Source organism: Brevibacillus fluminis, assembly GCF_003710825.1.
Classification (GTDB): Bacteria; Bacillota; Bacilli; order Brevibacillales; family Brevibacillaceae; genus Brevibacillus_D; species Brevibacillus_D fluminis.
The window spans coordinates 145,772-170,866 of sequence record NZ_RHHQ01000028.1 but is presented as its reverse complement, the minus strand read 5'-3'; the positions used below and the strand labels follow the sequence as shown (position 1 = coordinate 170,866).

Sequence of the window (25,095 nt, the reverse complement as noted above, 5' to 3'; positions counted from 1 at the left end):
TCTATCGAATCAAGCCCGCCTGCCGGAAAATCCCGAACACGATCTGCTCGGGCGACTGCTCCGCTTCTACGCTGACATACGCGATGCCGCGCCCGAACGCATAGGCGGACAACTGCGCTTGATAGGCGCTCAATGTTTTCGCGTACTCCTCGATCATCACCGGAGAAAATGCAATCTCCTTGGCACTCCCTGTCTCGCTGTCGAGCAGCCGAAGCTCCCCTTGGTATGCGGGATTCCGCTCTTCCTCCGCCAGCACCTGCACCAAAGTCACTTCCTGTTTCGCCGCTTGCACGAATGCGACACCGCTCTCATACCCGTTTTCATAGAGAAAATCGGAAAGAATGATCGAGAGGCCCGGTTTGCCCGACACGGCCTGACCGGAGCGCAACGCTGCGTTCAAATCGCCCGCCCCCCCCGGCTCGATCGATTCGAGGAACGTAAACAGCTGCGCCGCCTTCGCTTTGCCCTGCAATCGCGTCATTGCCCCCCGGATCGACTGGTCAAACGCATACACTGATACGTAATCAAGGTGGCACAACGACAAATACCCGAGCGCTGCTGCAAGCTGCTTCGAACGGTGCAGCTTGCTCGGATGCCCGTAGCCCATAGAGCGGCTGCAATCGAGATAGATCGAGATGTGCAGCTCCTGCTCGTCCAAAAACCGCTTGACGAACAGCTTCCCCGACCGTCCATACGCATTCCAGTCAAGCTGCCGCAAATCGTCTCCCGGCGCATACGCCCGATAGTCGGCGAACTCGAGCGAGCTGCCGAGCTGCTTGGAGCGACGCTTTCCAGCATGCGCACCGCTCGCCAGACGGCGGGTCGTCATCTGCATCCGTTCGAGCCGTTGAAGCCAGGCGGAATCCAGAAGCCCGCTCATGACCGTTCCTTCCCGAGCGCATCGAGGATATCGCGGATGATCTGGTCCGGACGCACCCCGCCCGCTTCCCCTTCGAAATTGAGGAAAATCCGGTGGCGCAGCGCAGGCAACGCGACTGCATCGATGTCTTCATACGCCACGTTGTACCTTCCTGCGAGGAACGCCCGCACCTTCGCCAGCGACACCAATGCTTGCACGCCGCGCGGACCCGCTCCTGCGCGCACATACTGCTTCACCAGAGTGATCGCTGCCTCGCCCGGATGCGTCGCCACCAGCAGTCGGACCGCATACCGCAGCACCGGGTCCGCGACCAAAATGTCGCGCGCATTCTTTTGGATCTCGATGATTTCCGCGCCGCTCGCCACTTTTTCCACCAGTGTATTCGGTGCCATCGTCGTGCGCAGCACGATTTCGCGCAGCTCCTCCTCGGTCGGGAACGGCACTTCGATTTTGATCAGGAAGCGGTCCATCTGCGCCTCCGGCAGCGGATACGTCCCTTCCTGCTCCAGTGGGTTTTGCGTCGCCAGCACGAAAAACGGCTGTGGCAGCTCGCGCGTCACGCCCCCGGCAGACACCGTGCGCTCCTGCATCGCCTCAAGCATCGCGCTCTGTGTTTTCGGAGTCGCCCGGTTGACCTCATCGGCGAGGACCACTTGGGCAAAAACGGGACCCGGCTGAAACGAAAAGTACTGCTTCCCCGTTTCATCGACCCGCAAAATATTTGTACCCGTAATGTCCGCCGGCATCAGATCCGGTGTGAACTGAATACGTGAAAACGAAAGCTCGAACGCTTGCGCCATCGTTTTGACGAGCAATGTTTTACCAAGGCCCGGCACCCCTTCAAGCAAGGCATGCCCGCCGGCAAAAACCGCCCACAGCATCTGTTCGATTACATCCTTTTGCCCGACCAGGACTTTGCCGATCTCCTGCCGCACCCGCTCAACCCGGTCGAGACACTGCTCCACTGTCTGCTCCATGTTCACATCTCCCTACGGTTCAATGTTGCTGAAATAATCTTTGACGATATCTTGATAGTCGCCGGGTATGCTCCCTTTTTCCATGCTCTCCCGGGCAAACTGTGCATACTGCTGGTAAACCTCCTGGTAAGGTCGGGCTGTGCCAGCCGATACTTGTGTACTGCCGCTCTGACGCGTATCGGATGGACCTTCTCCAAGCGGCCCGCCTACCGTTTCCGTCGGTCCGCCCTGGGTTGCGATGCGCTCGGACGGGACCGAAACGAGCTCATGATTGCCGTCGCCAAGCCCGGCCCCGCTGCCTTTTCCGCTGCCGGAGCCTTGACCGTTTCCATTCCCTTGCCCTGCGCCTTGGCCATTGCCGTTTCCTTGGCCATTTCCTTGGCCGTTACCTTGCCCTTGCCCATTTCCATTGCCTTGCCCCTGCCCTGCACCTTGGCCGTTTGCCTGACTGTCTGATGGATTGCTCCCCGAACCCTGTGTTGCTGTCCCACTTTGTCCGGAGGGACTCGCTTGCCCGCTTGGCTGTCCGGTTGAAGTGCCGCTCTGCCCCGCCATCGCAGGAACTGCTGCTTGGCCGGTTCCACCCGCTGATGCGGCACCAGTTGCCCCGCCGCCTGCCTGTGCATTCGCGGCCGCCGCCAGTAATTGCTGCGACTGCTGCAACGCTGCCATCGTCTGAGCCGCAAATTGCATTGCCTGCTGCGATTGTTCGATTTGCTGCATCGCTTCCTTCATCGCTTGGCTGAGCTGCTCGGCCGCTTTCGGATTATTGGAGTCGCTCGCTTGCTTCAACAGCTCCATCATTTTTTTCAGTTCCTTCTGATCCGCGGCTGCGGCTGTTTTCGCCAGCGCTTCCGCTTCTTTTTGCAGCTCGCGGGCGAGCTTTGCCGCTTCATCCGGCTTCATTCCTTGCACGCCGTTCATGCCTTGCGCAAGCCGTTGCAGCAGCTCTTGCTTGGCGCCCTGTGCCTGCTTCCATTTCTCCAGTTGTTTTTCGGCGGCACGCAGTGCGTTCAGTCTGTCAGCGGTATCATTCGCCGAAGCCAGCTTGCGTTTGGCCTCGTCCATGATGTCAGCCGCCTTTTTCTTCTGCTCCGCACTCAATGATTTTTCGTTCGCGAGGGATTTTGTCAGCTCATCCAGCTGCTTTTTCGCTTCCGCCAGCTGCGCTTGCCCCTGCAGCTTTTGTGCGATCACCTGGTCCATGCCGTTCGGCCAGCAAAACAGTGTGAGCCAGCTCGCCAGCACCGCCGATAAACCGATCCATTTTATCCGGGAAAACCGGAACACCGCGATGCCGGAAAGCACCTGCGGCAGCACACCGCGCAGCCGAGACAGCGCATCTTCCCGCTGCCGCACTGCCAGCATCGAGGTTTGTGCCCGATTTTCCAGCGCGGTAACCGTCCGCTCTGCCAGCCCGTGCCGATCTGCTTCTTTGGCAGCCGCGACCAGCGTCGGCTTTTTCCGCAGCGTCCAGATCAGCCCGATCAAGAGCCCCAGCACCGGAAAGCTAACGGCTGCCCATTTGTAGTAAAAAATCGGCAGAAAGCGCGCAAAGAGGAGCAACAGCACGCCCGCCCCTAATCCGATGATGAGGGCGCCAGCCAGCCGCAAAACCAGCTTTTGGCGAAGCAATTTCCTTTGAATCGGCCCAAGCAGTGTCAACATCTCGTCATCTTGCCGTTTCAACATGATCGGAAGGCTCCTTTACGCGCGTTTGCCCAGACGCGGACGCACCGGTTTGACATAATAAATCGCCAGTCCAAGGAATATCACCGTCAACACTAGCAAAAATGCGCAATAGATCCAGTACGGGTCGACCGTCAGCTGCCCGTATTTCGCCATAGATCCCCCGCGGAATATGCGGATCGGCCCTTCTTCAAAAATGTTCAGCATACCGAAAAACGGATTAAGGCTGTTCAGGAAATCTGGCCAAGCCGAAGTGACCTGCGAGCTGCTCGCTCCCGAATTGCGCAGCTGGTAGCGGATGAACTGACGCACCACCTCGCCGATGACGGCGGTACCAGCGGTATAACCAAAGGCGATCGCATAGGTCAGCACCGTCGCAACCCCCGTCCGCTTGATCAGCGTGGACAGCAATACGCCGACACTGCCGAAGCCAAGCATTGTCACCAAGTAAAACCCGAATACTTTTACAAGCTGCTCCGGCGAGATTCCGCCGTACAGGAAAACGATTGTGTAGAGCGGCAGCGAGGCCACGATCAAAAACATCATAAAGCCGAGCGACGCCAGCCATTTGCCCAAAATCAGCTTGGTCGCGCTAACATTTGTCGTCAGCATGATCGGCAGCGTCTGCCTTTCTCGTTCGCCGGAAATGACGCCAGCCGTCAGCCCTGGAACGACGAAGCAGATCATTGCCAGCTGGAACATTGACAGCATCATGAACAGCTCTCTCGTCTGGTCGGGGCGATAGTATGTCCCACTCCCGGTGACCAGGAAGATCATCGTCAGCGAAATGCCGCCCAGCGCAAGCAAGTATAAAAAGATAATCCAGGGCGAACGCTTCGTCCTCATCCGCAGCTTCAGCTCATTGACCAGAACCGGGTTACGCAATCGACGGATGACATTCATGAGCCCACCCCCTTCGTAATTTCCAAAAAGATTTCTTCCAGATCGCCTTGCGCTTCATTGAACGCAGCGACCGGAAAATCGTTGACCGTTAAGTCGCGCAAAAGCTTCGCCTGATCGGCATCGTCCCCGCTAAATCCGACGACAACCCAGTTGCCTTCGCGCGTCACTCCAGCAACCGTTGGCACCTCGCGCAGACGGGCCATCGCCTCGTCGACGCGATCCAGGAGCCGGATGCGCAGCACCCGTTTCTCTTGCATGCGGGCGTAAATCTCCTCCACCTTGCCGAATGCTACCAGATTGCCCTCTTCGATCACTCCGATCACATCACACATTTCCGCTAGCTCCGGCAGGATGTGCGAGCTGATGATGATCGTTTTGCCCATATCTCGCAGCTCTTTTAAAATTTCACGGAGCTCGATCCGCGCTCGCGGGTCAAGACCGGAAGCCGGTTCGTCCAAAATCAGTACCTCCGGGTTATGGACCAGGCAGCGTGCGAGGCCAAGCCGCTGCTTCATCCCCCGCGACAGGGAATCGACATAGGCGTCGCGCTTGTGGCTCAAATTGACCAGTTCGAGCAGCTGCGGAATGATCGCCTTGCGCTCCTCGGGCGGAATATCGTAATTGGCGCCATAAAAGTCGAGATATTCTTCCGCGGTCAAATAATCGTACACGCCGAAAAAGTCCGGCATATAGCCGATCAGCTTTCGCACCTCGCGTGGGTGCTTGATGACGTCAAAGCCACCGACATATGCCTTGCCGCTCGTCGGCTCAAGGAGTGTTGCCAGAATCGACATCGTCGTCGATTTACCGGCGCCGTTCGGTCCAACGAATCCGAATACCGTGCCTTTTTCGATCGACAAGGACACACCTTTGAGCGCCTCCATCTTGCCGTATCGCTTCGTTAATTGTTCGATTTGAATCATGGTTTCACCAGCTTTCCTTCCACACCGACCACAGGTGTGCCGATATGACGGTATTCGTCTCGGGAATGGGAGAATTTCACCCGCAGCACGCCATCCGGTGAGAGGAACGTGCCGATTTTGGCGCTTTCCAGCTTGTTGTCGGCAAACGCCTGATCAAAAGGAACGAACGTCTTCGTCTGCCAGTTGTACACTTGCTTGTCAAACAAGGTCTTGTCTTCTGACCATGTATAGATGTAGAGCTTGGATACCTGCAGCTGCTGGTTTTCCTCCTGCAGATGGAATTCGAAGGTGATATCCCCCGCTCTCATCTGGTAGCCGTTATCCAGCTCATCTGTTTCAGCCGTGCTTTCCGTCATAATGGCTTGGAACGTTCCGGCCGGATAAAAGACGGTCCCATCTGGCGACGGCTTGATGGAAAGCGGTGAAGTGACCAGCGTCAAATGCTCCTTGCGAACGGTTTCCCGCTTCATTTCTACATCGTTGATCGGCATGTCGCTCCAGCCCATCAGCATCACACCGTTGGAGTTGTCGAGCGCATTCTGTCTGCCTTGATCCAAAATGTCGAGCATCATCCATTCCCTGCTGTCTTCGGCGTTACTGTTGTTTTGCACCGCTTGCGGGATCAGATTGTTTTTGCTGGAATACAGCCGGCGTCCTGGCGCGATTTGCGCCTGCGCATTGAAGGAAAGATCGACCTTCACGCTTGCTCCGGCCGCCAAATCCTCAATCGGCTGGATCGTCTGTCCCGCGATGATTTTCACATCGTGCAGCGGGTACTGGGTCCGGTTCGTCACGGTCCCGCTCAGCTTGCCGTCACGATAGGACAGGTCGGAGACGAATGAACCTGCATTCGGTATGCTGGTCATCATCCCCAGCTTGCGGACCGACCAGAACTCCACATCCCGAAACTGTGCTGTTGTATGATCATTTTGGGCCGAAATCCATACTTTCGGCTCCACTTCGTTACCGCGCCCATTGATGATCGGCCACACGCGCCCGCTTCCCTTCACCTCTGCCTCATAGTCAGCGCTGCGCGGCACGAAAGCCGACGCCACCTCAATCCCTTTCGCCTGCCCCGCTTGGGTAAATTGTAGGTAGCCTGTGCTGTGTAACACCACACCCGAACCGCGCTGGGCCGCACCATACGCAAAAATGCCGACGCCCGCCACAACCGCAAAGGCCGGAACAATTCCCCACATATAGCTCTGCTTCCGCTTTTTCCGCAAAACGTAGTAGAAGACCGGGCCGACGAGCAAAGCGTACAGTCCAAAATAGAGCGCCAGCCACGGCACTTCCGGAAGCTTCAGCGCCGGAATTCGGTCGGAAGCATTGTCGAGCGCCCAAATGTCGTTTGCCGGGTTGTTCATATGCGCATACAAGCTGCTGCCAAACGCTTTAGTCAGCAAATCAGCCCAATACCGGCTATTGCCCGACCAGCTTGCCACCGGCTCCTGTGCCAAGTCGTAGGCCACATACAACACTTTCCCCTGTCCAACCGAGCGGACTGCCGTCACAGGAACGGTGCCTTCCGCAGCGAGCAGCCTTCCTTCTTTCACTGTACCCATGCTCACGGTCAGCGGACTGGGCAGCTGCACTGGTTGCTCTTTTTCCACTGTCACGCCAGAGAGCTTGCTCACGCTCCCTACTCCGGTCACGGCGACCGGCGACAGCTCAGCCAAAGCGCCCGCCGACTTGGCATAGGTTGCACCGCCCGCAAGAATCAACATTCCGCCGTTTTGCGTCCATTCTTTAATCGCCTGAATCTGCTTTTCATTTAAAGAATCCAAGGCGAAATCATTTACGATCAGCATGTTGAGCATGCCAAGCTGCGCCTCTGCCTGCGGTACTTGCTCCGCTTTCATCGGCAGAACGCGCACCTGCTCGGAAAACTTATTTTTCGGCATCGTGCCCAAAAAATTGGCCGTATCCGGGTCGGATGCCAATACCCCGATCAACAAGGAGTCCTGACTATACCGTCTCCCACCGATCGTCGTTTTGGCGACGGTCTCCCCGTTTTGCTGCACGGCTACATAGCTGTTCGGCCCGATCTCTGTGCCAGGCACAAGGATCGTCACCTGCTTTGTCGCACCTTTTGCCACGGAAACCGGCTGATAATAAGCAGCCGAGAATAAATCGCTGCCATTTCCGGTCGCGATCACCACATTCCCTTCCACGTCGGTGCCGCCACCATTCATCACGGTCACCTGCACCGGAATCGTGTCGGACTCCCGATAATCGCCCCCAATGCCTGCCGTGACGCTGAGCTGAATCGCCTGCTCGGCGAATGCTCGCGGTAGCAGCGGGTCGAGCAAGCACGCGACAAGCATGGCGAACATGAGCAGCCGACTGACTGCTGACTGCCATTTATTCGACTTTTCTGCCATCATTGCAAACATACCTCCACCAACCAAATGTCAGATACTTTCTATCACACTCATAAGCTAAGACGAATCTTCTAGGAAAAAGATACAGTTTTGCTAGAGTTTTGCTTGGTAGCCGTGTTCCCGATTCTTGCGCTGGGCAGCTTTTGGCAAAAGAAAAAAGCCGACTCGTCAATTGAGTGGCTCATTTCAGCTTTGCTAAGATCGCCCAGCGGCGCTCCTGCCGTTTTTTGTATCGCGGCAGCCCGCGGTACACCTCCACAGCCTCGGCGAATGCACGTTTCGCTTCCGCCTGCTGCTGCAGCAGCACATAGAGGAGACCCATTTTGTAGATGACTTCCACCGACGACGAATGCAGCTTTTTACATTCCTCAAGGTAGGCCATCGCCTTGTTCACATCGGTTGCGGCGAATGCCTCGCTGAGATACAGATACGGCTCGCCGTATTTGACCCGCGGATTTTTGTCCAGGGCTTGCAAAATCAGTGCTTCCCCTGCTTCCCGTGCCCCTGTCTTGATAAGGCAAATGCCCAGATCGCAGAGGAATTCCGCCGAGTCGCTCATCACGTTCCGGATTTCTTGCAAATAGGGTAACGCCTCTTGGTAACGGCGCTTCTCCATATAGATTCGGGCGACCTCCAGCTTGGCGGAGGTGTCGTGCGGGCTCAGACGCAAATCCTGCTTCAGGCGGGAGAGTCGACGAGACATCTGGATTGGCCGGAACAGATTGGGCAGCAGGCGGACAAAGCGCAGATCGAGCAAATAAAGCACAATGAGCAGCACGAGGATGGCGAGGATCGGGCTGCCGGTAATGTACCAAAGAAGTGAAAAAAGCGCGAATTTAGCCAAAGAAAATTCCCCTTTTCCAGTAAATAACTTTTTGTATGATAGCACATTGGTGTGGGAATTGATAATTTTTCGTCAGAAGCGAAATAAAAACAAGCCGACACCTGTCCAAGGCGTCAGCTTGTTTTCCTGTTATCCTGCCTTACACCAGCAGGTTTCCTTTTTCCATGATCTTTTTGTCATCCAGATACACGTCTGGACTTTTCACGACGCAGTCAATATGTACGCCTGCTGCGATCGTGCCACCAAACGTGTTATTGCTGCCGAACGCGACGTGGATCGTGCCGTACACTTTTTCATCCTCCAGCACGACGCCGGTGATGCGCGCTTTGTCATTGGTGCCGATGCCGAACTCGCCCAGCATGCGGCCATCGCCAGTGCCCAGAATTTGCAGCAGCTTGTCACCGTCTGCACCTGTAGTCGCCACGATGCGGCCCTCTTTAACGGTCAAAAGCACGGGCTCATCCACTTTACCGATGCCAGAGATGGAACCATCGATGAAGATTTCCCCTTCAGCCGAGCCTTCGACCGGTGCAATGAACGCTTCCCCGGACGGCAGGTTGCCGGATTCACCTGGGTTGAGGTAGACACCTGTGCTCGGTACGCCCGGACGGCTCTCAATGGAGAAGGAGAACGATTTTCCGTCTTTTTCGATGCGCACACGCTGTGCGTCCGAGAGCAGCTGGGTCACTTTTTCCGTCAATGCTTTTACTTTTGTATAGTCGGCGGCAACTGCGCCCTCAAGGAACATGTCCTCCGTGATGCCCGGCATGGTGGCGAGGCGCACCCCTGCGGCGGCGGCTTCTTTACGCGCCTTCGTATGGGTGAGCGAATGTTCGGTGATGCAGATGACCACATCAGCGTTTTTCATCGCTTCGCTTACGGCTGTCGGCGGCTCTTGCCCGGATTTTTCACGTTCCTGCATGACCATGAGCATCGCTTCTGCGCCCAGCTCTCGACCTGCTTGCCATACCGCTTCACCAAGCGTCTTCTTCACATCATCTGCTACCACGAGGAAGCGCTCTCCTTGTTTCAATCCGAGGCATTGGACGAGAAGTCCTTTACTGACTGTGGTTACTGACACGTTCATCATTCCTTTGTGTGTTAGATCATTTCCGAAACGATTTTGGCCATGATGGCATTCGACAATATGACGGGCAGACCAGTCAAATCGGCAACCAATTGACGCGCCTCTTCCGTATAGCCCATGCAATCGAGGAGGATAAGGTCGACCTCACCCTTCAATTGGCTGGCGGCCGTCTGATACGCTTGCGGGTCATGCTTATATGGTGAAGCAACAGCGAACACCGGGTCAAGTCCATGCGGCGAATATTTATCGCGGAGAGCATCCACTTGCTCCGGCAGCGGGACGATAACGCCGAGTTTGCGCCCTTTTGCCATCGTCGCGACGACAGGCGGAATCACATGGTCCGGCTCGATGAGAAACGATTGCTCGGCGCGCAGGCCGGGGAACACACCTGTGCACAAAAGCAAAATGTTCGTGATGCCCCGCTCTTCGAAATCGTTGATCTTGCGCTGCAAAATCGGCTGGATCCGCTCGCGCGCCATCACCGCCGACTCGCCGGACACCAGCCGGGACGTCAGCACATAGTCGCCCGGCCCCGGCGACAGATTCGCATTGATCTCAGCCAACGCCATGCCGTCCAGTACGCCTGCCTGCACCAACTCAGCGCGGCCTTCGAGATACTTCTCCACAATCGGCGCGACGTCTGTGCGCGGCGCTTGCCCAATCGTAATCATGCCTACTTGTCTCATGCCCCATTCATCCCCCATGACGCTTATGCCTTTTCGCGTAAGCGCAGCTTTCGTTTCCGATTTCGCGAAAATTTTTTGTGTATTCAGCTCAGGAAAAGAGCAGGGAGAATCATGCCTCTCCCTGTCTTTTGGCAATTCGTTTTCTTACCCTTACACGTTGCCCATGGTTTGCAAAACTTTCATCGAGCCGTAGAGGGCTGTAATGTGCGCGTACTCGGCCTCATCGTAAAACTTGGTGACGCCATTGGTGTATTCTTTCGCCACTTCGACCGCGAATTTGACCGCAAGCGCGATGTCGGTTTCATGGCTTGCCCCGGTGCCGCAGCCCGGAACAGCTGATTGCGCAGTGATCGCGACGCCGACAACCGGTGCATCGGTGGCGACCGACGGCTGCAAAATGCTGTTAATATGGAACAGGTCATTGCCGTACGGCGTAATGTCCTGCATGGTGATCGGGAACGTCACTGGCAAAGCGCCTGTTGTCATTTCCATGACGCGCAGCAAATCTTCACTGACGCGCAGGATGTACCCTTCCTTCACGGTCGGGGAGATCGCGATGCCCTTGTGGTTGATCACGCGGTTGCCTTTTGTCGTATCGATGGAGAGGATTGCTTCCATCTCCGGAATGACCTCATGCTTGTTCATTGTCAAAATGCCAACCGGCGAGCCCATGAAATCGACCGGCTCATGCGGTTGTGTCGGCGCATCCGGGCAAATGTGCGTGCTTACGATCACATCGCCTGCCAGCACATCGCCGTTTTTTTGCATGTCCGCAAGCTTGAGTGCGCTCGCGACCGCTGCTACTGCTCCGTCCGCATCGGATACCATTCCGATCCGACTCGGACGGGCACCGATCCCGCCCAAGCGTCCGATGATTCCAAAGGTTGGCGCGTTTCCGCCTGTTGATTTGCCGTTTTTGCCTGGGATAACGATTTTGACGAAATCGGTTTTGCCTTGCTCGCCTGTGACGGTTTGTACCGTAACGGTTACTTGCGGATATTCTACAAACAATGCTTTGATGGTTTCCCCATTCACATACGCACTGTCCATGGTTTCAAATACAGTAATGGTTTGTTTCAACGACATGATTTGGTTCCTCCCTATGTTTACGCGAAGATGTATGGCAAGATTTGTTTCCCTACAGCGGCTTCCACTGAGGTCATCAGCTCGCGGTTACGCATGGTGGCGCTCAAGATCAGATTTTCTTTTGGCACATGGATGACAGCCAGGTGTTGCCCTTTTTCAATGGCGGCGGAAACGACTGGTCTCGCCGTTTTGGCATCAAGCGTCATGATCAGATCCGGGAAAGTTCCCAGACGCTGACCGTTTTGCTCGAGCGTCATATATTCGTTCCAGAACGTCATCTCGTGCCCCGCGATGACGACGCGGCCGACATCGAAGCCGCCTGTGGTTTCCAGTGTGAACTCGTCGACGGTGCCTGCCGTGACGATCCGTCCGCCAAGCTTTTGGCAAACGGCCTCGATCGCTGATTCGCCTTTGGAGCTGAGCAATGCGCGCCCGACCTCAATCGCTTGACTGATCGCGCCAGGCGCCCCGTTTTCGCGGGCATAGCCGACCGTAATCGGATTGCGCGCCACGACGACCAGTCCGCCTGCTTCCACGGACACCTTCCGTACCAGCGCTGCCGCCTGCTGCAGCTGAGCACTGATGCTCACCTCGTGGTAGCGCTCGTCTTTCCCGCCGACTGCGGCTTGGTGCGAAACGTAGCCATCGCACTCATGCAGGTTCATCGCCCCCATCACGCCGGTCGGATGTGCACGGCCGTTGCATGGAACATCGATGACGGGCAATCCGGTCACAGCTGCCTGGAACCAGCCGTTTACCGTCGTGCCAGCGCCGTTTTCATTGGTGATGATGCCGCGGATCGGCTGTGAGACGAGCTTTTCCAACAGCTGCAGCGCACGCACATAATGCATCGGCTTGGTGAATTGCTCTTTCGCAGCTGGCGCGCCGACCAGTGCGACGGTCGCCAGCAGATCGTGATCATCCATCTCCTCTGCGGTATACAGCTGCGGTGCGCCGACTTCAAGCGCAAGCCGCCCTGTTTCCAGACCTTCCTCGATCCAGCCGCCTCCTCCGCCGCCGAGTACGGCGCCTCCGAAGACAGCTGCCTCCATCATTTCTTTGGTCAACGTAATTTTAGCCATAGCCGTTTCTCCTCCAGGTTGTCTTTATTTCTTCGCGAATTTGAACACGGAGCTGAAGAAACTATAGATTGCATCACCGGCGATAAAGCCAGCGGCGAGAATGCTGAGCGTGCTTTCCGCGTCTTTGCCTTTCACCTTCAGGGCAATGGTGCGGATCAAGATACCAGCGAGGACGGCCCAGCCCGCATTCGGGTTGAGGATCAACAGACCGGTGGCGAACATGACGCCCAGCTGGCGGTTCGCCCCACCGATGAACTGCAGAATCGCGCCTGGAATCGCCCACAACAACAACTGCTTGGCAATCTCAGGGGAAGCGCCTGCCTCGAGGGTCGATGCATAAACCTTATCGACCGGTGGCACCAGGTTTTGTGCAAAGAATCCTTTATACGTGAACAAAACGGTCAACAGCGCTACACCGAATGCGATCATACCGGTGATGTACTGCTCTTTGCGCCCTTGCAGCTCCATCTCGCGGTCGCGGCCGTTGCCGCGCAGGATGTAACCGGTTTTCAAATCGTAGCCCATATCGGCAAAAGCAGGTCCTGTTGCTGCGCTAAAGCCGACAAGCAAACCGAGTGCGACCGGTGGGAAGCCGATCATCATGCCGACGATCAAGGTGATCAAGGCGACTGCGAATGCCGGGAACCAGCCGGAGTGCATCGCGGCAATCCCAACGATCAGTTCATGCACATAAGCGGCAAATGCGGCAAAAATCAGGAAACCGATAAACATGCCAACCGACATCTGTGTGATGATCCCGCCTGCGATCGCCACGATCAAGGCAACGATCAGGTAAGCGATGAAGCCGAGTCCGAGCACGCGGGACGTAGTTTTATCATCTTGCGTATACGTTTCCTCGACTGCGCCCGCAGCCGCCGGTTTTTTCTTTTTGAATATTACGAAAGCGACCTGGAACAAGGCGACAACCCCTGCACCGATCATGAAACCGTGTGGGATGAACAGTGTGTTCACGTCCACAGAGAAAAGCGTAACGGAATATTGGCGGAGCAAAAGCCCGATGCCGAACATCGCCAGCGCGAAAATGTTTCCGATGAAGGCAACCCCGAAAGCTGACATCGAAATGCCGAAATAAGAGCCGATCAAACCGATAACGGTCCCGATCCCGAGCAGCGCGCCGCGCTTGCCGCCCTTATCGCCCGCGATGATCGCTTCCGCCGTCGCTACACCTGGAGCCCATGTGCCCGATGCGGGGAATACTTTGGAATCAAACAGCTTGTACAGCAAAGCAGAGTCGACGAACATAGCGAGCGCGGCCCCGATCAACATCGGTACGATCAACTCCGGTCTGCCCATCGCAAACGGAATCCCGATTGGAATCAGCAAGCTGTTCGCTGCACCGAACGTCGCGGAAGAAATTGCGGTTTGTACAAGGTTTTGGCGGTGGACCGACTTGAATTTCATCAGAGCGGCGATTGGAATGCGCGCGATCAGCATCGCTGCCAATGCCCCAATGATCGATGTGCTCGGCGTAACCCCGAGCGAGGTAATCAGCTGCATCCCGATGATTGCCCCGAATACCGACAGGACAATGTTCAAGATGAGTGAGAACGGTTCAAAAACGGACGGATGTTTTTCTTTTGGTGTTTTGTCTTTTGCCATAGGTTGCTCCCCCATTTACATAATTTGCTGTACGATTTGATGAATGCTATCGATTGACTTCCGGAGCGCATCTACCATCTCCGGCACTTTTTCATCCGACATTCGGTACTTGGGGCCGGCGATCGTCAATGAAGCGACCGGCTTCCCGCTACTGTCAAAAATCGGCATGGCCACACCGAATGTGTCCTCCGTGTACTCACCGAGAGAATACGCCCATCCTGCTTTTTTTATTGTCTCTAGGTTTTGCAGAAGGGATTCCCGGTTCGCGATCGTATTGGGCGTTTTTGGCTGTAAGCCTTTTTCCAAAATCGCCTTGATCACATCGATCGGCATGTAGGCCATGATCACCTTATTGGATGCTCCGGCATACAGCGGCGTCCGGCTTCCTACGTTCAAGGCATACTTGATGCTCTGATTACTTTCCACGATCTCGGTACAAATGCCGTCTGAACCGTCCAGCCATGTAAGAAAAATCGATTCACCGGTTTTGTCTGAGAGCGCCTTCATAACTGGGTAGATGATATCGGTGATGTTGAGCTGGTCGCGGATAATCCCCCCGTATTCCAGCACCTTCAGGCCCAGTCGATACTTCTTGGTCTCAGGTTCTTGCGTCAAGAGACCGTGCCGTGTAAACGTAACCAACATGCGGTACGCAACGGTATGGCTCATCTCCATCTCGGCGGCTAACTCACGCACGCCCCACTGCGGGCGCTCCCGCGTGAAATATTGCAAGAGCTTCAACGCTTGATCCAGAGTCTTTAACATAAGACCGCTTCCCCTGTTCCGAATAAAGAACCAGTGGTTCTATATATACGCATGCTGCAACGCCCCCAATCGAAATTTACGTTTCTTTGTTTATATTCTGTGTATTTACACTTTAACAAAAACGAGCCGCTTCCCCCTATGGAAAGCGACCCAAAAGATCGTGCCCCTTTTTGGGCACGTTCACAAACAGCTGATCATATCAAGGTTTCACGGCTTACATAATCGAATGAACGTCTGCGCCTCGCGTTTTCCATGCACGCATGGCCACATCCAGGCGGAATCGCACCTCCGCATCATTCAGATCGGTTTGGAGAATCTCGCTGATCCGCTCCAGCCGATATAGCACGGAATTGCGGTGGATGAACAGCTCCTCCGCCACCCGCTTCGTATTGCCCCCCGATCGGAGAAACGCTCCCAGCGTCGCAAAAAGCTCGGTGCCGTACTCCTTGTCGTAGGCAACCACCGGTTCAATCAGCATGGAGGTCAAGGATGCAAGCACCGGATGGTCCGATACGTCCAACAGCAGATCCTCCACCAGTACCTCGTGGAAATGGATCACTTCCTGCTTGGGCAGCGTATGCTGGCCGATCGCGATTGCCTTTTGCGCCTCCTTGCAGCTTTCCGGGACGTCAGCAAGCTGTTCGCGCGTGCCGCCGATCCCGACAGACAGCTGAAAATGGGTGCCGATCTCCTCCGTCTTTTGTGTCAACTCCGCCAGCAGATGGCTGACCTCCTCCTTCTGCTTCTCCGCGTCGCTTTGGGCGGTGGCGCACAGGACGATGAGCGAGTCATTGATGATTACACCTTTTCGCGCATATGCGCCCAGCTTGTTGATCCTTTGTAAATAGTGGTTGTACAGCTTCGTTATCTCCTCGCCTTTGCTGTGGATGCGCATCACGATCACATATTGGTTCGTACCTGCGGGGATGCCGAGCTGCTTGGCACGATAGCGAAGCAAATCTTCCTGATGAGCGGAGCCGGAAAACAGCTCGACCAAAAACGATTCCTGCTCGCGCTCCCGATGCAGCTGCTGCGATTGCCGGATGGTAAACTCGATCGCCAGCACCGTAATCGCATGATCGAGGCACATTTGCTCAAAATGCTCGGAATCGGCCAGCGCCCGCGTGATCGCCAGGTAGCCGGTCACTCTGCTGCCCACCTGGATCGGCCGTTTTTCCACGATCGCTGCCGACACAAAGCGCGCCGTGCAGCTCTCGACTTCCTCATCTTGATTCAACACAGCCGCCTCGCACGAGAGCAGATGTCCGACCAGCACTACCAGCTCCGTCGTCCGCCGATTGAGCACCATGTTGGTGAACTGCTGATTGACCTCCCGCACTTCGCGGAGCATGTATGCCTGCCGCTGTAAAATCTTGTCCATCACCGTGTGCGTCATATCGATAAACGGCACCTCAAGCGGAATGTCAAATAGCGGAATGTTGTACAAATTGCTTTTTTGCAGCGCTTCCCCCGGTACTTCCTGCAAGACGCGCCGCGTTTTGATCCCGACCGCCGATCCGCCCACACGGTGCATTTCGTCGAGCAGGCGGCACAGCATCATCGGCTCGTGACGAAACGAATAGCCCGTTGTCAAAATCAGCTCGTTGGGGCGCAGCCATCCGGTCAAATCCGGCATTTCCATGCTGTCGATGTAATAAATCTCATTCGTTAAGCCCGCGTGGCCCGCCATCACCTTTGCGCCTTTAAAGACAGGCAGCTGCAGCAGCCGCTCTACGGTAAAAGGGGTATTTTCCATGTGTTCACCTCTTGTCTCGCGCTTCTGTCACCAGGTTGCGGCTGCGCTTCTCTTCCGCATACCTTCCGATAAACGTGCCTGCGACCATGCAGAAGCCGCCGACCCAGCCTAGAATAGACAGCTCCTCTCCGCCGAGCGCCACGCCGAACAGCGCCGCGAACAGAGGCTCCGTCCCGAGCAGCACCCCTGCCCTGGTCGGTGAGGTACGCCGGATAAAGGAAAGCTGGACATAGAACGCATAGATGGTGCAAAACAACGCCAAATAGAGCAATGCTACCCACAGTGTGCCCGTATGCGGCAGCAGATTTTCCATCTGGTAGGAAAAGAATGAGACCACTCCCGCCATCACCGCCACGCTGCCTAGCTGTACGACGTTCAATGCAGCGGAATCGACCTGCCGTCCGCGCGTCAGGCGCTGTGTCATAATCATGAAGCATGCGCGTGTAACGGCTGCCGCGAGGATCAAGACGTCGCCTATGTTGAATTGATAGCCTTGCTTGAGCGTCAATAGCCCCGTCCCCAAAACGGACAGCAGCACAGCGCCAAGCAGAAGCATACTGGGAAAACGCTTCTGGATGATGCCCTCGATCAGAGGCACGAGCACGACGCACAAGCTGATGATGAACCCCGCATTCGTCGCGGACGTGTACATGACCCCAAGCGTCTCCAGCACGAATATACCAAAGAGAAACGACCCGAATATCGTACCAATCCGCCACGTTTCCCGGGAAGCTTGACGTAATTGCCGCCAGGAAATCGGAATGAGCAAAAGGCAGCTGATCGAAAACCGGACAAACAAAAAGAGAAAAAGCGGATAGACGGCCAGCGCCTGCTTGGAAACGAGAAAGCTCGACCCCCAGAAAATCGCGACCAAAAGCACAGCCCCGTCAGCAAGCCATTGCGATTGGGGAAATTTGGCCGGATTTAAAACGGCTGGTTGGCTCATGTTCGCGCACCTCCTTCCATCATGTGGCTGATCAGGCGGATCGATTGCTTCGTGAGGGTCTGGTCGTCAATAATGACGGGCATGGTGGGGGAAAAAGCCTGAATCAAAGGGGCGACATAGCTGGAGCAAACGATGCATGCCGTCTGGCTCAACAGGAAGGGCAGTGTTTCCGGCGCTTCCCCGGCTCCTTCAACCAGCTCCACGTGATCCAGCCCTGATTGGATAATTGATTTGCGGATGTTGCCGGTTCCCTCCCATGTTGCGCAAGCGATGCCCACGCGGCTTCCTTTCGGCAAGCCTTGCAGCCGTTTCATGGCAAGAATGTTCGATTCCAGCAGACACGCCGCAACAGGCAGCCGCTTTTCCAGCGCAAGCTGTCCCAAGTATTCCTCCACCTCTTCCACATGCAAAAACGTGGTGACAATCAGATCGTAATCGCCGCTGCGGAAGCTCGCTTCCTGTGCAGACAGGTCACGCAGCACGCACGGCTTCACCACATAGCCTGTTTCCGTAGCCAGCTCGCTTGCCAGCTCCGCTGCCTGTGATGGAGTGCATTCAACAAACAACAAGACAGGTCGCATTCCCCGCTCTGCGCATCGCACCTGATGGCGAGCGAGCAACGCGAAGGCGAATTCCGAAATGTTGATCCCTTGCGCATCCAGCGCCAAGATCGTTTGATTGAGCAGCTCATCTTGCATCGCGTGGAACTTATCGGCGGCATCGGGAGCGACGAACATTCCGATGCCGCATCGGCTGCCGACAAAGCCATCCTGCTCAAGCTCTGTGTAGGCCTTTTGTACGGTATTGCGGTTGATCCGCAAAAACCCCGCCAGCTCACGGACGCTCGGCAGCTGGTCATTCGGCTGATACAAGCCTTGCTGGATCAAGCTTTTCAGCTGTTCCTTCAGCTGCACATGGATCGGCAGCGACAATTTTTCATCGATGGTAAAGCGCAAGCGGACCGGCCTCCCTCTTCTGTATGTATCAATCATCAATATGTGTGCGAGTTGCATAGTGTCTTATGACAGTATGACACTTCTTCGGAATGTTGGTCAACGAAAAAAAGAGCAACAGACATCGTCTGCCGCTCCTTTGTAATGTGTACGTTTCGTTGCTTACAGCGTGAGTCCGCCGTCAACCGCAATAATCGAGCCAGTCATGTAGCTGGACCCTGGCGAAGCGAGGAATACCACTACATTGGCGATTTCCTCGGAATCAGCCATGCGTCCGATGCGAGGGAATTGAATCTCCGGCACTTGGCCTGTTTCCTGAATCGTTTTCTCCAGGCCTGCCACCAGATTGGTCTGTACGCCTCCAGGGCAGACCGCATTGACGCGGATGCCTTTTTTCACATACTCCATCGCTGCCGATTTGGTGATCCCGACGACCGCATGCTTCGTCGCCGAATAAACCGCCAGACTATGCTCACTCTTCAGACCTGCCGTAGATGCGGTGTTGATGATGTTGCCCGAGCCTTGCTGCTCCATCACCTTGATCACGTATTTCAAGCCGAGGAATACCCCTTTCAAATTGACAGAGACGACACGGTCGAACTCTTCCTCCGGAATGTCCGCTAGCAAATACGGCTTTTGGATAATCCCGGCGTTGTTGAAGAACACATCGATGCGTCCATAGGTTTTGACCGCTTGGTTGACGTAGTTTTGCACATCCGCGCTATCAGCGACATTGGCCCGAACAAAAATGCCTTCGCCACCCTTTTCACGGACCATCGTGAGCGTCTCTTCGCCCGTCTGCTCATTAAAGTCAACGAGCACCATCTTCATGCCCATCTCCGCCAGCTTCAGGCTAGTTGCGCGCCCCATGCCGCTGCCCGCTCCGGTTACCAGCGCGACTTGGATCGGTTGTGTTTGTGTTGCTGTCATATTCAATCACTCCTTATGGCTGTCTTTGTATTGGTCCAGATTGGCGACCATCTTTTTATACAAGGAAAGAAGCTGTGCGTATTCGTCGTCGGAAAAGCCGGTCCACAGCGCATCGGTCAATGTGGCGTATTTCTCATTGACGACCGTCAGGACATCGCTGCCTTGTGGCGTCAGATGCAGCATCGTAACCCGCCTGTCATGCTCCGGCACAATCCGCTCGATGTACGACTTTGCCACCAGCTTGTTCGTCAAGTTCGTCACGGCGGGCAAGCTGATTTCAAGCCGTTCGGCCAGCTCAGAGCTTTTTTTGGCGCCCTCTGCCTCCAGAATTTGCAAAATGTATACTTGTGAACCGGATAGATCGCTGTCCAAAATTTTGCCGTAGGCCACTACAAATTTGTAGGACATAACTGACAGCAGCTTGGCTAGCTCTTCTTTCTCCTTCATAATGGCGTATCACCTCTTCATAATTCACAATATTAATAGTTAATATTTTTAACATTTTGAGTATACCTCTCCTTCGCGCATACGTCAATCACTTGCCAGCGGAAGATCTGCATAAAAAAAAGAAGCCTGACATTCGCATCAGACTTCTTCGTTTCGCGGCAAGCGCATGGGCTTATCCCACGTTTTCGATTTTCTTCACAGCTGGAGCAGGCTCCCACGCTTCGAGATCCAGACCCGGAATGCTGTCGCTGTAAAAGACCGGATCTTTGCCCGCTTTTTTCTGACGCTGATAATCGTGCAGCGCAGCAAACGCGACTTTGGACAGCAGGAAGATCGCGATCAGGTTGACGATTACCATCAGGCCCATAAACAGGTCGGCCAAGTCCCAAACCAGCTGCACTTTCGCCACTGCCCCGAACATCACCATGGCCAACACACAAACACGGTACAGCATGAGCCATGTTTTGTTCGTTTTCAAAAACTCGATGTTCGTTTCACCGTAATAGTAGTTCCCGATCAGCGTGCTGAAAGCAAACAGGAACACCATGATGGCAAGGAACGCGGATGCCCAGGAACCGATATGGGTACTGAGCGCCGCTTGGGACAGCTCGATGCCGCTCAAGCCTTGCTGTTTGTACGCTCCGGAAAGCAAGATGATGAACGCCGTGCTCGTACAAATTACCAGCGTGTCGGTCAATACGCCGAACGCTTGAATCAGACCTTGCTTCACTGGATGGCTTGTCGTCGCGGTTGCTGCCGCGTTTGGCGCGCTACCCATACCCGCTTCATTCGAGAACAGGCCGCGCTTCACCCCGTTCATCAGAGCCGCGCCGAGCGTACCGCCTGCGAATTGCTCGAAGCCGAACGCATTTTTGACAATCAACGCGATGACTTCCGGCATTTTGGTTATGTTCATCAGCATGATAAACATGGCCATGCCGATGTACAGAACTGCCAGCACGATGACGATGTACTCCGACCATTTGGCAATGCGTTTTACCCCACCAAAAATGATGCCGGCGAACGCGACCGTCATGATCAGCCCCATAATCAGGCGGTCGGAGCCGAACGAATTTTCGAATGCGATCGCCATGGTGTTGGACTGAACTGCATTAAAGACGAGACCGAACGACAAGGTGATCAACACCGCAAAAAGGGCGCCCATCCATCTTTTATTCAACCCTTTTTCCATATAATAGGCCGGGCCGCCACGGAAGCCGCCATTGTCCTTCACCTTATAAATTTGCGCCAGCGTGCTCTCCACAAAACTCGACGCGGAACCGATAATGGCAATCAGCCACATCCAGAAGACAGAACCCGGGCCGCCCAAGGCAATCGCGATGGCGATCCCGGTGATGTTGCCCGTGCCGACGCGTGCGGCCATGGAAATACAGAACGCCTGGAACGGCGATATGCCGCCTGCCGTACCTTTTTTCCCTTCGCGGATCGCGTCCAGCATGTCCCGGATCATACGGATTTGCAAAAATCTGCCCTTGAACGTAAAAACCAGACCAAGTACAACAAGCATGAAGATGAGGACATAAGACCAAATGAAATCGTTGATAGCGCCTGTTGCATCCAGTAAAAATTGTTGCATACTGTCACCTCGTAGAAAAGATTTTTGGTTAGAAAAGGTGTGAGAAAAACACCTGCGTCAAAAGATGCTGATATCCCATTCCCGTGCCATTTCCTTTAGCAGGGAGACACCTGCGACGCTGTTCCCGCACGCATCGATGGCGGGTCCAAAAATGCCGATGCCGCATCCATCAGGAAAAGACGCATGGCTTCTGCGGTTGGCGGGAACCAGTGTCATGATGCCACCGGAAACGCCGCTTTTGGCTGGAAGCCCGACATTCGCCGCGAATTTGCCGGAAGCGTCGTACATGCCGCATGTCAGCATCAGCGCTTTGGCCAGTCTCACGATTTCCTTCGGGAAAACCTGTTTGCGGGACATCGGATGAAAGCCGTCGAGCGCCAGGACCAATCCAATCATGGCGATCTGCTCCGTGTTGACCTGGATCGAGCACTGCTTCAAGTACACTTCCAGTGCCTCCTCTACCTCGCACGCCAGGTAGCCGGTATCTTTCAAATAATGAGCCAACGCTCGGTTTCGGTGCGCGTTCATCCATTCGGACTGGAACACTTCTTCATCCACTGCCGGCCTTGCACCTGTTACTTTTTGGAATATTCCGTACAAATAATCCAGTTTTTGTTCCGATGAGTCTCCCGGCAGCAACGAAGAGACGGTAATCGCTCCCGCATTGATCATCGGATTGAATGGCTTGCCCGGCTTGTGCATTTCCAAGCGTATGATGGAATTGAACGCATCGCCAGTCGGCTCGACATCCACCCGGTCCAAAACGTATGGGATGCCCCAATGGCAGCAGGCGGCGATAAAGCCGACCACTTTGGCAATGCTTTGCATCGTAAAGGGCACTTGCCAGTCTCCTGCGGTCATCATCGTGCCTCTCGGTTCAATGATGCAGATGCCCAGCTGCATCGGATCCACCTTGGCCAATGCAGGGATATAGCTGGCAACTTTTCCTAAAGAGGCCATCGTACGATGTTCGGCGACCCACCGCTGTAATACATCCACCTTGGGCAGACCAGGAACACCCTCATCCATTACAGCTTCTTGAATCAAGCTCTTCCCCCCAAACCTTGTGAGTGAGTTTATCTTTTTCCAAATAATTGAAAGCGCTTCCAGACGGCGTAAAACACATATATTGAACACAATACATCCACCCTACAAAATAAAACAAAATCCAACAGATAGTTTCAAACGCACACATAATATTTTTTCTCCTCTTGCTCCTGATCAGTGTTACAGATAAGAATAGAGAAGAATGAAACAAAACGGGATGTGGAATGATTGCGCATTGATACATACACAAAAAGAGATGTCTACATCGTCGCCCTCATGCTAATCATCGTCCCTTTGGCGGGGGAATGGAAATTCTATCTGGTGAATGAGACATTTCGGATCAGCTTCGGCGCCCCCACCTTTTTCTTCTTTTTGCTGTTGCTCCAACGTGTGCCGGCCGTATTGCCCGGATTTTTGACCGGAATTGCCGTGGTCTTCTTCCGCATGCTCTTTGAAGGCACGACCCAAAGCCATTTTGATTGGGCCGCCTCCGCTTTGGAGCATTACTCCAGCTTCGTCTATTATTTTACTTATTCTGTTTTGTTTACCCTGATCAAAATGGAACGGTTCCACAATCGAACGCTCGTCATCGGGGGCATCGGCATGGTCATTGAGGTGGCGGCCAACCTGATCGAGCTCCTTTCACAATATGTGTTCTTCCCTACTGTCATCACGTGGGGAGCGCTGCAAGAAATGTTCATGGTCGCGCTCTCGCACAGCTTTGTCGTGCTGAGCTTCCTGAATATGATCAAGCTGTATGAGGCGCAATCGAGGGAAAAACAAACGCGAAAGCAAAATGAGCACATGCTGATGCTCATCTCCAATCTGTATGAGGAATCGCTTCACCTGAAAAAAACGCTGCAAAGCGCAGAGACCATTACGGTCAAATCGTTTGAGCTGTATCAAGGCTTGCAATCGATTGAACAGGAGCAGCGCTTCGCCAAACAGGCGCTGATCATCGCCGGAGAAGTCCATGAGATCAAAAAGGACAACCAGCGTATTTTTGCCGGGCTGCGCAAACTGATTTCCGATGAGAATCTGACCGATTACATGGACATTCACCAGCTTGCCGACATCGTCATCCGCTCCAACGAAAAATACGCTGCCTTGTTAGGAAAAACCATTCATTTTGCCGTCTCAATCGAAGGCGAGCATCCGCACTACCATGTGTTCACCATGCTGTCTCTGATCAACAACATGGTCGCCAATGCGGTGGAAGCTATCCAGGACGACGGCGTTATTTCCATTTACGTAACCAGAGAAGACGAGCAAGTGATGCTTAAAATCAGCGACAACGGCCCGGGTGTTTTGCCGCGACGCCGGAGGCTCATTTTCAAGCCTGGCTTTACGACCAAATACAACCATGCCGGCGCTCCTTCCACTGGCATCGGCCTGTCCTATGTGAAGGAAGTGGTCGAAGAACAACAGGGAGAGGTCGCCCTCTTGGATGAGGCTGACGGTGCGGGAGCGGCATTTCTCATACGGTTGCCGATCGAATCGATAAGGGAGAAAGGGTGAGACGATGCGATTTTTTGTCGTGGATGACGATGAAGTCGTTCGGATGATGCTGACAGAAATCATCGAAGACTGTGATTTGGGGGAGGTCGTGGGCGAAGCCTGTGACGGTTCCATGATCGACGGGCCGATGTTGACGATGCGCAACGTCGATATCTTGCTCATCGACTTGCTGATGCCGCAGCGTGACGGCATCGAAACCATCCGCTCGCTGAAACCGTCCTTTAAAGGAAAGATCATCATGATCTCGCAGGTGGAAACGAAAGAACTGATCGCACAGGCCTATTCGCTCGGCAGCGAATATTACATTATCAAGCCTGTGAATCGCATCGAGGTAGTGTCGATCATCCAAAAAGTGATCGAGAAAGCCCGCTTGGAAAAATCGATTCAAGACATACACAAGTCGCTCTTCCCGGTGCTCCAGCATGATCAATCCCCGCTGCATCAGTCCCTCTCGCCTGCCAAGAAAGGGCTGCGGGATGCAGGACAATTTGTTTTAACCGAATTAGGAATTGCAGGCGACAGTGGGAGCAACGATCTTTTGGACATTGTGGACTACCTGCATGAGTATGAGCAGCGGCACACATTCAAGAACGGCTTTCCCGCCCTCAAGGACATGTTCGAGCATATCGCTCATGCGCGGCTGGACGCATCGCCGGATGACCCGAACGTGACGAAAGTAGTGAAGGCGTCCGAGCAGCGGGTACGGCGGGTGATCTATCAGTCGCTCACCCACTTGGCTTCACTCGGCCTCAGCGATCTGACGAATTGGAAGTTCGAAAATTACGCATCGCAGTTTTTTGAATTCACCTATGTATGGAAGAAGATGACCGAGCTAAAAAATGGCGGCTCGTCCTCGACCTCGGATATCCGGATCAACATGAAAAAGTTCATCCAGGCACTCTATTCCGAGGCGAAGCGAATTCAGTCGGAAACATAGCCCTGCGACTCCCCTGCCATTCAACCTTAATCAAGAAC

Annotated in this window: 22 protein-coding genes; 2 read left to right on the top strand and 20 right to left on the bottom strand. The window is 54.6% G+C overall.

Going from position 1 to position 25,095, the window contains the following annotated elements; all coding sequences use genetic code 11:
* Position 1: 1 nt before the first annotated feature.
* The 20 genes from EDM56_RS29360 to EDM56_RS29265 all read right to left on the bottom strand — a co-directional run bounded on the left by EDM56_RS29360 (position 2) and on the right by EDM56_RS29265 (position 22,602).
* Positions 2 to 880, bottom strand: a complete 879-nt coding sequence (locus EDM56_RS29360) for a DUF58 domain-containing protein (RefSeq protein WP_122921477.1) — start codon at positions 878 to 880, stop codon at positions 2 to 4.
* Positions 877 to 1,857, bottom strand: a complete 981-nt coding sequence (locus tag EDM56_RS29355) for an AAA family ATPase (protein ID WP_122921476.1) — start codon at positions 1,855 to 1,857, stop codon at positions 877 to 879. Before EDM56_RS29355 ends, EDM56_RS29360 begins: the two co-directional genes overlap by 4 nt.
* 12 nt (positions 1,858 to 1,869) lie before the next feature.
* Entirely contained in the window at positions 1,870 to 3,549 is a 1,680-nt protein-coding gene (locus EDM56_RS29350) for a hypothetical protein (protein ID WP_122921475.1), read from the bottom strand.
* Between the two features lie 15 nt (positions 3,550 to 3,564).
* Positions 3,565 to 4,449, bottom strand: coding sequence for an ABC transporter permease (locus EDM56_RS29345; protein ID WP_122921474.1), 885 nt, complete (start codon positions 4,447 to 4,449; stop codon positions 3,565 to 3,567).
* Positions 4,446 to 5,372: an ABC transporter ATP-binding protein gene (locus EDM56_RS29340; protein WP_122921473.1), complete on the bottom strand. Its 927-nt coding sequence runs from the start codon at positions 5,370 to 5,372 to the stop codon at positions 4,446 to 4,448. The genes EDM56_RS29345 and EDM56_RS29340 overlap by 4 nt, the downstream gene beginning before the upstream one ends.
* Positions 5,369 to 7,759, bottom strand: coding sequence for a DUF7408 domain-containing protein (locus EDM56_RS29335; RefSeq protein WP_246009585.1), 2,391 nt, complete (start codon positions 7,757 to 7,759; stop codon positions 5,369 to 5,371). The genes EDM56_RS29340 and EDM56_RS29335 overlap by 4 nt, the downstream gene beginning before the upstream one ends.
* A gap of 178 nt (positions 7,760 to 7,937) precedes the next feature.
* Entirely contained in the window at positions 7,938 to 8,600 is a 663-nt protein-coding gene (locus EDM56_RS29330) for a tetratricopeptide repeat protein (protein WP_122921472.1), read from the bottom strand.
* Between the two features lie 139 nt (positions 8,601 to 8,739).
* Positions 8,740 to 9,687 (bottom strand): aminopeptidase, encoded by a 948-nt coding sequence (locus EDM56_RS29325; RefSeq protein ID WP_122921471.1) that lies wholly within the window; start codon positions 9,685 to 9,687, stop codon positions 8,740 to 8,742.
* Positions 9,688 to 9,701: 14 nt separating this feature from the next.
* A complete protein-coding gene (locus EDM56_RS29320) occupies positions 9,702 to 10,373 on the bottom strand; it encodes an AroM family protein (RefSeq protein ID WP_183192645.1) in 672 nt (223 codons plus the stop codon).
* A 150-nt stretch (positions 10,374 to 10,523) separates the two neighbouring features.
* Positions 10,524 to 11,459, bottom strand: coding sequence for a DUF1177 domain-containing protein (locus EDM56_RS29315; RefSeq protein WP_122921470.1), 936 nt, complete (start codon positions 11,457 to 11,459; stop codon positions 10,524 to 10,526).
* A gap of 20 nt (positions 11,460 to 11,479) precedes the next feature.
* Entirely contained in the window at positions 11,480 to 12,541 is a 1,062-nt protein-coding gene (locus tag EDM56_RS29310) for an S-methyl thiohydantoin desulfurase family protein (protein ID WP_122921469.1), read from the bottom strand.
* Between the two features lie 24 nt (positions 12,542 to 12,565).
* A complete protein-coding gene (locus EDM56_RS29305; RefSeq protein ID WP_122921468.1) occupies positions 12,566 to 14,161 on the bottom strand; it encodes an OPT/YSL family transporter in 1,596 nt (531 codons plus the stop codon).
* Between the two features lie 15 nt (positions 14,162 to 14,176).
* The gene (locus EDM56_RS29300) at positions 14,177 to 14,926 is read right to left on the bottom strand and encodes an IclR family transcriptional regulator (protein ID WP_122921467.1); all 750 of its coding nucleotides are present in this window, start codon (positions 14,924 to 14,926) and stop codon (positions 14,177 to 14,179) included.
* Positions 14,927 to 15,140: 214 nt separating this feature from the next.
* A complete protein-coding gene (locus EDM56_RS29295; protein WP_122921466.1) occupies positions 15,141 to 16,682 on the bottom strand; it encodes a PucR family transcriptional regulator in 1,542 nt (513 codons plus the stop codon).
* Between the two features lie 4 nt (positions 16,683 to 16,686).
* Entirely contained in the window at positions 16,687 to 17,628 is a 942-nt protein-coding gene (locus tag EDM56_RS29290; protein WP_122921465.1) for a DMT family transporter, read from the bottom strand.
* A complete protein-coding gene (locus EDM56_RS29285; RefSeq protein ID WP_183192644.1) occupies positions 17,625 to 18,584 on the bottom strand; it encodes a GntR family transcriptional regulator in 960 nt (319 codons plus the stop codon). Before EDM56_RS29285 ends, EDM56_RS29290 begins: the two co-directional genes overlap by 4 nt.
* Positions 18,585 to 18,743: 159 nt before the next feature.
* Positions 18,744 to 19,511, bottom strand: a complete 768-nt coding sequence (locus tag EDM56_RS29280) for an SDR family NAD(P)-dependent oxidoreductase (RefSeq protein WP_122921463.1) — start codon at positions 19,509 to 19,511, stop codon at positions 18,744 to 18,746.
* Between the two features lie 6 nt (positions 19,512 to 19,517).
* Positions 19,518 to 19,958: a MarR family winged helix-turn-helix transcriptional regulator gene (locus tag EDM56_RS29275; protein ID WP_246009584.1), complete on the bottom strand. Its 441-nt coding sequence runs from the start codon at positions 19,956 to 19,958 to the stop codon at positions 19,518 to 19,520.
* Positions 19,959 to 20,130: 172 nt separating this feature from the next.
* Positions 20,131 to 21,555: an alanine/glycine:cation symporter family protein gene (locus EDM56_RS29270; RefSeq protein WP_122921462.1), complete on the bottom strand. Its 1,425-nt coding sequence runs from the start codon at positions 21,553 to 21,555 to the stop codon at positions 20,131 to 20,133.
* A 57-nt stretch (positions 21,556 to 21,612) separates the two neighbouring features.
* Positions 21,613 to 22,602 (bottom strand): glutaminase, encoded by a 990-nt coding sequence (locus EDM56_RS29265; RefSeq protein WP_183192643.1) that lies wholly within the window; start codon positions 22,600 to 22,602, stop codon positions 21,613 to 21,615.
* A 276-nt stretch (positions 22,603 to 22,878) separates the two neighbouring features.
* Here EDM56_RS29265 and EDM56_RS29260 point away from each other — a divergent pair, with 276 nt between their 5' ends.
* Together EDM56_RS29260 and EDM56_RS29255 are read left to right on the top strand one after the other, a co-directional pair.
* Positions 22,879 to 24,120 (top strand): sensor histidine kinase, encoded by a 1,242-nt coding sequence (locus EDM56_RS29260; RefSeq protein WP_183192648.1) that lies wholly within the window; start codon positions 22,879 to 22,881, stop codon positions 24,118 to 24,120.
* Between the two features lie 4 nt (positions 24,121 to 24,124).
* Positions 24,125 to 25,057 carry a response regulator gene (locus tag EDM56_RS29255; protein WP_122921461.1) on the top strand — a complete coding sequence of 311 codons (933 nt, stop codon included), beginning with the start codon at positions 24,125 to 24,127 and terminating at the stop codon, positions 25,055 to 25,057.
* Positions 25,058 to 25,095: the final 38 nt, after the last annotated feature.